The following is an 11210-nucleotide window of genomic DNA, read 5'->3' as shown; positions in this document are numbered from 1 at the left end:
GTGTCGCTGAACCTGTATGCCGAGCATGAGTTCAACGCGTCGACGTTCACGGGGCGCGTGATCGCGGGCACCGGTTCTGACATCTACTCGGCAATCACGGGCGCAATCGGCGCGCTGCGCGGACCGAAGCACGGCGGCGCGAACGAAGTCGCGTTCGAGATCCAGTCGCGCTACCAGACGCCGGACGAAGCGGAAAGCGATATCCGCCGGCGCGTCGAGAACAAGGAAGTGGTGATCGGTTTCGGTCACCCGGTCTACACGATCTCGGACCCGCGCAACAAGGTCATCAAGGAAGTGGCGAAGAAGCTTTCGAAGGAAGCGGGCAACAACAAGCTTTTCGACATCGCGGAAAGACTCGAATCGGTGATGTGGGAAGCGAAGAAGATGTTTCCCAACCTGGACTGGTTCAGCGCCGTGTCGTATCACATGATGGGCGTGCCCACGGCGATGTTCACGCCGCTTTTCGTCATTGCACGCACGGCCGGATGGAGTGCGCACATCATCGAACAGCGGCTCGACAACAAGATCATTCGCCCGAGCGCGAATTACACCGGACCTGAGAATTTGAAGTACGTGCCGCTAAATAGGAGAAAATAGCGGTCGCTGTGCGCTTTCTAGGCGCGTGCAGTTCAACCCCGCGGCCGCCAGGACCGGTAGCCCGCGCAATGTTTAACTGAAATTAGATAGAAAGGTTTTCTCCCATGAACAAGCTGTTGATCGCCGCCGTCGTCGGCGCCCTGTCCACCACAATGTTGACCGTCGCGACCGACGCCGCCGCAGAAACGGCGACTGCCGCAAAGCCGGCTGCCAAGAAGGCTGTTGCAAAGCGCCCGCAACCGCGCCGCCTCATCAAGCGTAAGGAAAACCCCGCCAAGGAAGCCAAGGTCGATCCGGTACCGGAAGGCGCGGAAAAGTGGTCGTGCAAGGAAGGTCTGGCCTTCGAACTGAAGGGCGACATGAAGCGTGACCAGATCGTCACGGTTCACTGGGCGAACAAAAACTACAACTTGCCGCGCGAAGCGACCACCACGGGCGCAGACCGTTTCCACGACGCCGCAACCGGCATGGATCTGGTCGTGATCCCGACCAAGGCCATGCTGTTCCAGGACAAGGACAGCTCGCGTCTGGCCGACGAATGCCAAACGGCGGCGATGGCGCAGGGCGCACCGGCCCCGACGCAGTCGAACGCAATCAACAAGCTCGGCAACTAATCACGTCGTCAGGAAAGCTCCCCGATGTCCGCTCCGATTTCCAACGTGCGACCCGATCCGGACAAAGTCCTGGTCGATATCGTCGATTACGTTCTGGATTATCAGATCGACGGCACGCTCGCGCTGGAAACCGCGCGTCATTGTCTGATCGATACGCTCGGCTGCGGACTCGAGGCGCTTACCTACCCTGCCTGCACCAAGCTGTTGGGACCCATCGTGCCGGGCACGATCGTCCCCAACGGTGCAAAGGTGCCGGGCACGTCGTTTCAGCTCGATCCCGTTCAGGCCGCCTTCAACATCGGGGCCATGATCCGCTGGCTCGACTTCAACGACACCTGGCTCGCCGCCGAATGGGGGCATCCGTCGGACAATCTGGGCGGAATTCTCGCGACAGCCGACTGGCTCTCGCGCACTGCCATCGCAGCCGGCAAAGCGCCGCTTGCGATGAAAGACGTGTTGATCGCGATGATCAAGGCGCACGAAATTCAAGGCTGTATCGCGCTCGAAAACTCCTTTAACAAGGTCGGGCTCGATCATGTATTGCTGGTAAAGCTCGCGTCGACGGCGGTAGTCGGTCAAATGATCGGCCTCACGCGCGACGAGCTGATCAATGCGGTCTCGCAGGCGCTCGTCGACGGGCAAGCGCTGCGCACGTACCGCCACGCGCCGAACACCGGCTCGCGCAAATCGTGGGCCGCGGGCGACGCGACCTCGCGCGCAGTTCGTCTCGCGCTTATTTCGAAGACGGGCGAGATGGGCTATCCGTCGGTGCTGACCGCGAAAACGTGGGGCTTTTACGACGTGCTCTTCAAGGGCAACGAGTTCAAGTTCCAGCGCCCGTACGGTTCCTATGTGATGGAAAACGTGCTGTTCAAGATATCGTTTCCGGCCGAGTTCCACGCGCAAACCGCCGTGGAAGCGGCGATGTCGTTACATGCGCAGCTTCAGCTGCAAGGCAGGCGCGTGGAAGACATCCGCAAGATCACGATCCGCACGCACGAAGCCGCGCTACGCATCATCGATAAAAAAGGTCCGCTCGACAATCCGGCCGACCGCGATCATTGCATTCAGTACATGATTGCTGTGCCGCTGATCTTCGGCCGACTGACGGCTGCGGATTACGAAGACGCGGTCGCGCAAGACCCGCGTATCGATGTGCTGCGCGCAAAAATGGCATGTGTGGAAGACCCGCAGTTCACAAAGGATTACCACGATCCCGAAAAGCGTTCGATCGCCAATGCACTGACGATCGAATTCAACGACGGATCACAGTTCGACGAAGTCGTAGTCGAATACCCGATCGGTCACAAGCGTCGTCGCGAAGACGGAATTCCGTTGCTGGTGGAGAAGTTCAAGACCAACCTCGCGCGCCGCTTCCCGGTCAAGCAACAACTGGCGATTCTCGACGTGTCGCTGGATCAGGCACGGCTCGAAGCCATGCCGGTCAATGAGTACGTCGATTTGTACGTCATCTAGTCAAGTTAAGTACTGTAGTTCCGCGATCAAACCAAGGAAAACACCATGGCCCACAACCTCCACAAAACGCTCAAGGAATTCGACAGCGGTTCCGGCAAAGGCAAGTTCTATTCCCTGCCGCAACTCGGCAAGGCACTGAACATCAAGATCGACCGCCTGCCGGTTTCGATCCGAATCGTGCTGGAATCGGTGCTGCGTAACTACGACGGCAAGAAAATCGCCGAAGAACACATCACGCAACTGGCGAACTGGAAGCCGACCGCTCCGCGCGTCGACGAAATCCCGTTCGTCGTGTCGCGTGTCGTTCTGCAGGACTTCACCGGCGTGCCGCTGCTCGCCGACATCGCGGCAATGCGCGGCGTGGCGCAACGCGTGGGCAAGAATCCGAAGTCGATCGAACCGCTGGTCCCGGTCGATCTGGTGGTTGACCACTCGGTGCAGATCGATCACTTCCGCGAAAAGAATGCACTCGACCTGAACATGAAACTGGAATTCCAGCGCAACAACGAGCGCTACCAGTTCATGAAGTGGGGCATGCAGGCATTCGACACGTTCAAGGTCGTGCCGCCGGGCGTCGGCATCGTTCACCAGGTGAACCTCGAATACCTCGCACGCGGCGTGCACAAGAAGGCCGAAGGCGCGGACACCGTGTACTACCCGGATTCGCTGGTCGGCACCGACAGCCACACCACGATGATCAACGGTATCGGCGTAGTGGGCTGGGGCGTGGGCGGTATCGAAGCTGAAGCCGGCATGCTCGGCCAGCCGGTGTACTTCCTGACGCCGGACGTGGTCGGCGTGAACCTGAAGGGCAAACTGCGCGAAGGCGTGACGGCGACCGACCTGGTGCTGACCATCACCGAACTGCTGCGCAAGGAAAAGGTTGTCGGCAAGTTCGTCGAGTTTTTCGGCGAAGGCACGCGCTCGCTGTCGCTGCCGGACCGCGCGACGATCGGCAACATGGCGCCGGAATACGGCGCGACCATGGGCTTCTTCCCGGTCGACGAAAAAACCATCGACTACTTCAAGGGCACGGGCCGCACGGACGCCGAAATCTCGGCGTTCCAGAACTACTTCAAGGCTCAGAACCTGTTCGGTATTCCGAAGGAAGGCGACATCGACTTCACGAAGGTCGTGACGCTGGATCTGGGCACCGTCGCGCCGTCGCTGGCTGGCCCGAAGCGCCCGCAAGACCGCATCGAAATCGGCAATGTGAAGTCGACCTTCAGCGACCTGTTTTCGAAGCCGGTGGCAGAAAACGGCTTTGCCAAGAAGGAAGCCGATCTCGACGCGCAGTACACCACGAGCAACGGCGTCAACGTGAAGAATGGCGACGTGCTGATCGCCGCGATCACGTCGTGCACGAACACGTCGAACCCGAGCGTGCTGCTGGCCGCCGGCCTGCTCGCGAAGAAAGCTGTCGAAGCCGGCCTCACGGTCGCTCCGCACATCAAGACGTCGCTGGCTCCGGGATCGCGTATCGTCACCGAGTACCTGACGAAAACCGGCCTGCTGCCGTATCTGGACAAACTGGGCTTCACGCTGGCTGCGTACGGTTGCACGACCTGTATCGGCAACGCGGGCGACCTGACGCCGGAACTGAACGAAGCCATCACGAAGAACGACATCGTCGCGGCAGCGGTTCTGTCGGGCAACCGTAACTTCGAAGCGCGTATTCACCCGAACATCCGCGCGAACTTCCTGGCCTCGCCGCCGCTGGTCGTGGCTTACGCTATCGCCGGCAATATCACGCGCGACCTGATGACCGAACCGGTCGGCAAGGGCAAGGGCGGCAAGGACGTGTACCTCGGCGACATCTGGCCGACCAGCGACGAAGTCAACGACCTGCTCAAGTTTGCGCTGGACGCCGACGCGTTCCGCAAGAACTACGCGTCGCTGACCAAGAAGGGCGACCTGTGGAGCAAGATCGAAGGCGAAGAAGGTCAGGTCTACGACTGGCCGAAGTCGACGTACATCGCCGAGCCGCCGTTCTTCGGCAACGATTTCTCGATGACGCCGGCCGACAGCATCGCGGCAGTCAAAAACGCGCGCGCATTGGGCATTTTCGGTGACTCGGTCACGACCGACCACATCAGCCCGGCTGGCTCGATCAAGGAAGACTCGCCGGCAGGCAAGTGGCTGAAGGAAAACGGCGTGCAGAAGGCCGACTTCAACAGCTACGGCTCGCGCCGCGGCAACCACGACGTGATGATGCGCGGCACGTTCGCGAACGTCCGGATCAAGAACCTGATGATCCCGGCGAAGGCAGACGGCTCGCGCGTGGAAGGCGGCCTGACGATTCATCAGCCGAGCGGCGAACAACTGTCGATCTACGACGCAGCGATGAAGTACATCGACGCCGGCACGCCGACCATCGTGTTTGCAGGTGAAGAGTACGGCACCGGTTCGTCGCGTGACTGGGCTGCAAAGGGCACGCAATTGCTGGGCGTGAAGGCCGTGGTCGCACGCAGCTTCGAGCGGATTCACCGTTCGAACCTGGTCGGCATGGGCGTTCTGCCGCTGCAGTTCAAGGGCTCGGATAGCGTGCAGTCGCTCGGCATCACCGGCGAAGAAACGTACGACATCGAAGGCCTCGGCGCAGACTTCAAGCCGCAGCAGGAAGTGACGCTCGTGATCCGCGGCAAGGACGGCAGCGAGAAACGCGTTCCGGTGCTGCTGCGTATCGACACGCCGATCGAAGTGGACTACTACAAGCACGGCGGTATTCTGCCGTTCGTACTGCGTTCGCTGCTGGCCGCTTAAGCATCGCGGCAACGCAAACAGCTTGGCTGTTTTGCAGGGGCTGCGTCCTGTGGAGGGCGCAGCCGACTTTCAAAGCCCGACCTTGGTCGGGCTTTTTTTTTCGTCGATTATTACTGTGCGCGGCCGGTCTGGAACGCCGCCGGGTTGTCGGTGATCCGGCGCTGCGTCATGTGCGCGTTCCAGTCGATGTCGCCCGGCGCAGGCCCACTTGCACGCACACTGACATTTGCGCGCCGCTGCTGCACAGCCCAATCGCGCAACGCGGCGCGCTCGGCAGAATCGTTCGCAGACGATTGCGATGTAGACGTTTCCGGCTGGCTCGAAAGCGAGAGGCGCACCGGAGATTCGATAGGACGACTCAACCGTGCATGCTGTTCGATCTCTGCGTCGATTGCGTGACCCACCGCAGTCGATCGACGGAGCTTCGCGACACGGTCAGCCGCGACGGTATGGCGGGACTTGTTCGCTGACCGTTGCGACTCCGCGCGCTGAGACAAGCTTGGCGTCTCGACAGGATGCACGGCATCCGGCGACGCAGCCTTTACTGACGACAACGCGTGCGTAATCGTTGAATGCGTTTCTACTGCTTCTGACGCCGTTTGGGCCAACTCAGGCCGAACATTCGCTAACGGACTTACTATGACGGGGCCGGCTTGTATCGCCGCCGCAGACGGTCTTGCCGCCGTTTCGAAGCTGCCGGCGACTTCGTGTGTGGAACATGTCGCGAGTAGCCAGGCGAGCGCTACGCTGCAACTCACGAAGATGGCCGTGCCCAGAACATGGTCCGACCGTGACGACCTCGGCCGCGTGTGATCTGCCTGGAGGTAACGTTTCGCTTCAGCCAATTGTTCATCGAACCGATGCGAATCGTCTCGCCGCTGAGGCAGCTTGTAGAGGAACAGAATTCTTGGGTTCTGCGGAATTCGACCGCGATGGTTCGCAGATGCTGCATATCGTGGCACGCCGGGGATCGCCGCTTGAGGGACGCGTTGTTGTCTGTGCGACGTCGACCGCCGCCACGAGCCGAAAGGCGGTGGCAGACCCGACAGCGGGCGTGCACTGGGAAGCGCCAGAGCGCCCTGTATCAACGCCAGCGGCCTATTCATAATGATGTGTTCCGGTGTGGATAAGACGCTGCTTCCAGTTGCGCGATCAAAGTCCTTCCACGCGCTATGAGTGCGTCAATGCAGCCGGCACTGCGCTCAGACGGCGTGGTACTCGCGTGCCGCAGTGCGTGCATTAAATGCTGTGCGCCCACGAGACCCACTGCGCCACTCACTCTGTGCAGCAAGGCCGGCAATTGCGCCGATTCGAGTTCGCAACGTATGTCGCTGAGGCGGCCGAGATCGTCACGCATCGCTCGACACCAGCCGTTCAGAAACGCGTCCAGGTCGATGCCTTCGTCCGCGAGCGAGTCGAGATAGCCGGGATCGAAAGGCTCCGTCGGCTCAGAAGACTCGACGGGCTCGAAAGCACAGTTGAAATTCGTCTTATCCATACCGCAAAAAATCTAGTCGACCAGCTTATGCAACGATGCGAACTCAATCAACGCCGCCAGCGACGACAGCCCAAGTTTCTCCTGAATGCGGCCCTTGTAGGTGCTCACTGTTTTGTCGCTCATGAACAGCGCGTCGCCGATCGCCTTATTCGACATTCCCTTCGAAAGCATCTGCAAAATGACGAGTTCCTTGTCGGAGAGCAACATGATTCTGCCCTCATCACCGGTCGCCGACGCGCCCGGCGTAATGGTCGCGCCGTCGGGCGCGACCGGAAATACGGTGTAGCCGGCAAGCACCGCTTCCACGCCGCGCATGATCTCTTTCATCTCCTGCGATTTACCGACAAAACCATGAACGCCCGAGCGCATTGCGCGCGGCGCGAAAGTGGCCGGGTCGTGCCCCGACAGCACCAGAACGCGGATCGACGGATGCGCGAGTTTGAGACGCGGAATGACGTCAAGTCCGCTGATACGCGGAATGTCGAGGTCCAGTATGACGAGGTCGGGCTTGTGCTGACGAGCCATTTCGACGGCGCTCTGACCGTTGTCCGCCTCGATCACTTGTTCGACGCTCAGCAATTGCATTAGCTGCAACCTGACGATCATCCGAAACGCTGGATGGTCGTCGATTATCAGAATAGTTGACATGTGTTGCGTTCCTCCTGAAAAACATCCAATGCCGGTTGCGGCCCATCACGGCCCTTGCAGACCATTGCGGCCGTCTGCTGCCGTCGCGCCACATGCGTGGTGGACTTTGACGTCCGGCGGCGATACAAAGGCACGTTACGGAGCGGCAACGGCGAACTCGATCTCCACGCGGCGATTCGGTGCGAGACACCGCACCAGATCATCACGCCTGGTTTGTCGGCACTCGACCAGTTGATTTGCGCTGGCCAGGCCGCGAGTCGCAATCGGCGAGGTAACGCCGCGAGTGCGCAAATACCGCGCTACCGTTTCTGCACGTTGCAGTGACAGGCTGTGATTACGCGCGGTGTCGCCGAGACGGTCGCTGTAGCCGGTGATTGTCAAACCGCCAGGCGACGCATCGGTCTTTAAACCGCGAGCCACCATGTCCAGCGCGCGCCTTCCGGCGGGAAGCATCGCGACGTCGTTGCCGCCGTTGAAACGGAACAAAGCATCGGCGCGTAACGTGACTGTCCTGGGTGACTTCGCATTCGGTGTCGTTGCGTTCGCGGCGACGTCCTGCTTGCATTGCAACACCCTTTCAGCTGACTTACGCAAGTTGTCCTGAATATCTGGCAGACGCTTTTCTGCATTGGAGAAGCTTCGCATCCATGCGTCGTGTCCAGCTTGCATGAGCTCTACTTCGGCGCACGCCAGCGGCGGTTGCGCCTCGTGACATGACGCGACGGCGGGATCCGACTTGATGGTATTGACGATCTGCCAAAGATCGGGCCGCACAGTGGACACGGTGCGCAGCGCAGGATTAGCAGCGGATACCGGCTTGCCGCTTTCAAGACCCATGGTAATGACCGCCGCCTCGCCGATGGCTTCTTCGGCGAAACCCCAATGGTCGCCAGCCTGCCGCGTTTCTTGAGCAGCGTTGATCCAGCATTGCGCCTTCGCGCGAAAGTAATCGTTCGGTTGCGGCGGCATGCGGTCGAGTCGCGCTTGCAACGAGGCCAGCGCCGAAGCGCCGTTATGGACAATTGCGTAGGTTTGGACCCATTGCGGGTTGGCGGCGCCTGCGGCCTCGTCTTGCGAGGCGCCAACGCCGGATCTGAGCAGAGTGGAATCCTGGATACCGAGCCGTGCGCGCGCGGCGTGGTCCGCGCAAGCTGTCAGCGTCAGCGCGCACACAAGCACGGTTAGCGGGGTTTTCATTAGATGTCTGCGTCTCGCGCATCTTCTTATCGAGGGATAAAAGTATGACGAGACGGACAAGCCCGCGGAATGGGATGAATCTTAGAACAATGTCAAGAGTTGTCGAATGGCGTGCTGCCTCAATGAACCTGGCGATACACGCGGGCCCACACTTATGCCCTGATCGCGCGCGCCGCGTTGCGGCCACGAAGCCACTCGAGCGCCAGCAACAGGCACGTCGAAAAGACAATCAGGATGGTGGCGAGCGCCGCAATAGTCGGGCTGATATTTTCGCGGATGCCGGTGAACATCTGTCGCGGCAGCGTCGTCTGATCGGCGCCCGCGAGAAACAGCGTGACGACGACTTCATCGAACGATGTCGCGAACGCGAACAGTGCCCCTGAGATCACACCCGGCGCAATCACAGGCAGCGTGATGCGGAAGAACGTCTTCACCGGATTCGCACCGAGCGACAGGCTCGCGCGCACGAGGTTGTAGTTGAAACCCTGCAGCGTCGCGGCCACCGTCGTCACGACGAACGGCACACCGAGCGACGCGTGCGCGAGAATCAGGCCGATATACGTATTGGCGAGACCGAGCGGCGCAAAGAACAGATACATGCCGACGCCCACCACGACCACCGGCACGATCATCGGCGAAATGAGGATTGCCATGAGCAGCCCCTTGCCGCGGAAGTTCGCTTTGGTGAGCCCGATTGCTGCAAGCGTGCCCAGCACGGTCGCGACTACCGTCGCGGACGGCGCGACGATGAAGCTATTCTTAGCCGCCATGCGCCACTCATCAGACGCAATCAGATTCTGATACCAGCGCAGCGACCAGCCCGGAATCGGATATACCAGAAAAGTACTCGATGAAAACGACAGCGGCACGATCGCGAGCACGGGCAGAATTAGGTACAGCAGCGTGAGCACGGCGAGCGCGCGCAATGCGAAATACCATACGCGCTCAACCAGCGACGTGTGTGGCGCAAAGAGGGGCTTGGCGAGTTTCATGGCGGTGGGCTCCGTTCAGCCAAGGCTCAGCGATGAGCGCGTGAAGCGTCCGTAGATCGCATACAGCACGAGTGTGGCGGCAAGCAGCAGCCCGCCGAGCGCGCATGCCATGCCCCAGTTGATCGTCACGTTGGTGAAGTACGCGACGTAGTAGCTGACCATCTGGTCGTTCGGTCCACCAAGCAGCGCCGGTGTGATGTAGTAGCCAATGGCCAGAATGAAAACCAGCAACGCGCCCGCGCCGATGCCCGGATAAGTCTGCGGCACATACACACGCCAGAATGCGGCGAACGGATGACTGCCGAGCGAGACCGCCGCGCGTTGATACGTGGGCGGAATGGACTTCATCACGCTATAAAGCGGCAGGATCATGAACGGCAGCAGGATGTGCGTCATCGATATGTACACACCCGTGCGGTTAAACAGCAGCGCAAGCGGATCGTGCAACAAGCCGCTGCCGATCAGCGCTTTGTTCACGAGCCCTTCGCTCTGCAAGATCACGATCCATGCGGCGACGCGGACCAGGATCGATGTCCAGAACGGAATCAGCACGAGAATCATCACGAGATTCGCGCGACGCTCGGGCAGCGTCGAAATCCAGTAAGCAAGCGGGTAACCAAGCAGCAGCGCAAAAAGCGTGACTGCCGCGCCGATCACGAAAGTACGGCTGAAAACGGCGAGATAGATCTGCTGGTCGGGATCGGTCGGGATGATATGGCCGAACGCGTCCTGCTTGTGGTCGAGCGAAGCGAGGAGATAAAACGGCGAATACGGGCTGCCGTTCTTCGCGATGGCCTGCCAGTACGCGATGTTGCTCCAGCGTTCGTCCAGTTCGGCGAACTTCGCGTGGAACTGGGCGGGAGATAGTTGCAACGGCTTGTTGTTGTCGTCGACGAACGGCATGGCGCGCGCCGACTTGGCAATGAGCGACCGATATCCTGGAACCTCCACGTTGAGCCGTCGCGCGAGGGCGCCCATGCCATCGCTGTCGGCGATCGCGGTGAGATCGGTCGCCAACGCGGCGTATGCGGTATCGGGCGGCGGCGTCTTGCGATCCCAGGTGCTCAGAGCGCTGAGCGTATGTGGCAGCGCGTTCACGACTTCCGGATTCTGCGCGGCACGCGTCAGCAATGCGCCGATCGGCACGACGAAGATCAGCAGCAGAAAAATCGCAAGCGGCGCGATAAGCAGCAGCGCTGTGGCGCGCTTTTTCGCTTCAGCGGCCTTCAGTTCACGCTTGAGCCGGCCGGTCGATTCCGGCGTCGAATCGGCGGCGATCGTCATCGTAGTCACACCCGTTCTCCTGTCGACGGCAGTTAGTGCTTTAGCACTTACTGCCGTCCCATGCAAAGCTGTCGACGGCAGTTAGCGCTTTAGCGCTTACTGCCGTCCCATGCAGAGCTGTCGACGGCAGTTAGCGCTTTA

11 protein-coding genes are annotated in these 11210 nt (G+C 60.5%); 5 read left to right on the top strand and 6 right to left on the bottom strand.

Annotated elements, in window-relative coordinates; all coding sequences use genetic code 11:
* The 4 genes from H281_RS0133980 to acnA form a co-directional block, all read left to right on the top strand.
* The coding region (locus H281_RS0133980; RefSeq protein ID WP_020071579.1) for a citrate/2-methylcitrate synthase at nucleotides 1-597 on the top strand (597 nt) is incomplete at its 5' end.
* Between the two features lie 104 nt (nucleotides 598-701).
* Nucleotides 702-1211 carry a hypothetical protein gene (locus H281_RS0133975; RefSeq protein WP_020071578.1) on the top strand — a complete coding sequence of 170 codons (510 nt, stop codon included), beginning with the start codon at nucleotides 702-704 and terminating at the stop codon, nucleotides 1209-1211.
* A gap of 24 nt (nucleotides 1212-1235) precedes the next feature.
* Complete coding sequence (locus H281_RS0133970) at nucleotides 1236-2687, top strand: bifunctional 2-methylcitrate dehydratase/aconitate hydratase (protein WP_020071577.1); 1452 nt, start codon at nucleotides 1236-1238, stop codon at nucleotides 2685-2687.
* Nucleotides 2688-2732: 45 nt separating this feature from the next.
* Nucleotides 2733-5450, top strand: coding sequence for an aconitate hydratase AcnA (gene acnA, locus H281_RS0133965; protein WP_020071576.1), 2718 nt, complete (start codon nucleotides 2733-2735; stop codon nucleotides 5448-5450).
* A 110-nt stretch (nucleotides 5451-5560) separates the two neighbouring features.
* On the opposite strand, the gene H281_RS37435 is transcribed toward acnA, so the two are convergent.
* On the bottom strand, nucleotides 5561-5812 hold the full coding sequence (locus H281_RS37435) for a hypothetical protein (protein WP_241077943.1): 252 nt from the start codon (nucleotides 5810-5812) through the stop codon (nucleotides 5561-5563).
* A gap of 277 nt (nucleotides 5813-6089) precedes the next feature.
* Here H281_RS37435 and H281_RS37430 point away from each other — a divergent pair, with 277 nt between their 5' ends.
* A complete protein-coding gene (locus H281_RS37430) occupies nucleotides 6090-6263 on the top strand; it encodes a hypothetical protein (RefSeq protein ID WP_020071574.1) in 174 nt (57 codons plus the stop codon).
* A gap of 289 nt (nucleotides 6264-6552) precedes the next feature.
* Here H281_RS37430 and H281_RS0133955 read toward each other — a convergent pair whose 3' ends face one another.
* The 5 genes from H281_RS0133955 to H281_RS0133935 form a co-directional block, all read right to left on the bottom strand.
* Nucleotides 6553-6948, bottom strand: coding sequence for a hypothetical protein (locus tag H281_RS0133955; protein ID WP_020071573.1), 396 nt, complete (start codon nucleotides 6946-6948; stop codon nucleotides 6553-6555).
* A 12-nt stretch (nucleotides 6949-6960) separates the two neighbouring features.
* Entirely contained in the window at nucleotides 6961-7596 is a 636-nt protein-coding gene (locus H281_RS0133950) for a response regulator transcription factor (RefSeq protein WP_020071572.1), read from the bottom strand.
* A 135-nt stretch (nucleotides 7597-7731) separates the two neighbouring features.
* A complete protein-coding gene (locus H281_RS0133945; RefSeq protein WP_020071571.1) occupies nucleotides 7732-8793 on the bottom strand; it encodes an OmpA family protein in 1062 nt (353 codons plus the stop codon).
* Between the two features lie 152 nt (nucleotides 8794-8945).
* Nucleotides 8946-9785, bottom strand: coding sequence for an ABC transporter permease (locus H281_RS0133940; RefSeq protein WP_020071570.1), 840 nt, complete (start codon nucleotides 9783-9785; stop codon nucleotides 8946-8948).
* A 15-nt stretch (nucleotides 9786-9800) separates the two neighbouring features.
* Nucleotides 9801-11078, bottom strand: a complete 1278-nt coding sequence (locus tag H281_RS0133935) for an ABC transporter permease (RefSeq protein ID WP_027805187.1) — start codon at nucleotides 11076-11078, stop codon at nucleotides 9801-9803.
* Nucleotides 11079-11210: the final 132 nt, after the last annotated feature.

It is taken from the genome of Paraburkholderia caledonica (assembly GCF_000383275.1).
GTDB classification, from domain to species: Bacteria; Pseudomonadota; Gammaproteobacteria; order Burkholderiales; family Burkholderiaceae; genus Paraburkholderia; species Paraburkholderia caledonica.
This window is presented reverse-complemented; position numbering and strand designations above follow the sequence as displayed.

Excerpts from the sequence above, each read along its gene's own strand:
- H281_RS0133975 (WP_020071578.1), top strand. The coding sequence starts at position 702 with ATGAACAAGCTGTTGATCGCCGCCGTCGTCGGCGCCCTGTCCACCACA.
- H281_RS0133970 (WP_020071577.1), top strand. The coding sequence starts at position 1,236 with ATGTCCGCTCCGATTTCCAACGTGCGACCCGATCCGGACAAAGTCCTG.
- acnA (WP_020071576.1), top strand. The coding sequence starts at position 2,733 with ATGGCCCACAACCTCCACAAAACGCTCAAGGAATTCGACAGCGGTTCC.
- H281_RS37430 (WP_020071574.1), top strand. The coding sequence starts at position 6,090 with ATGACGGGGCCGGCTTGTATCGCCGCCGCAGACGGTCTTGCCGCCGTT.
- H281_RS0133955 (WP_020071573.1), bottom strand. The coding sequence starts at position 6,948 with ATGGATAAGACGAATTTCAACTGTGCTTTCGAGCCCGTCGAGTCTTCT.
- H281_RS0133950 (WP_020071572.1), bottom strand. The coding sequence starts at position 7,596 with ATGTCAACTATTCTGATAATCGACGACCATCCAGCGTTTCGGATGATC.
- H281_RS0133945 (WP_020071571.1), bottom strand. The coding sequence starts at position 8,793 with ATGAAAACCCCGCTAACCGTGCTTGTGTGCGCGCTGACGCTGACAGCT.
- H281_RS0133940 (WP_020071570.1), bottom strand. The coding sequence starts at position 9,785 with ATGAAACTCGCCAAGCCCCTCTTTGCGCCACACACGTCGCTGGTTGAG.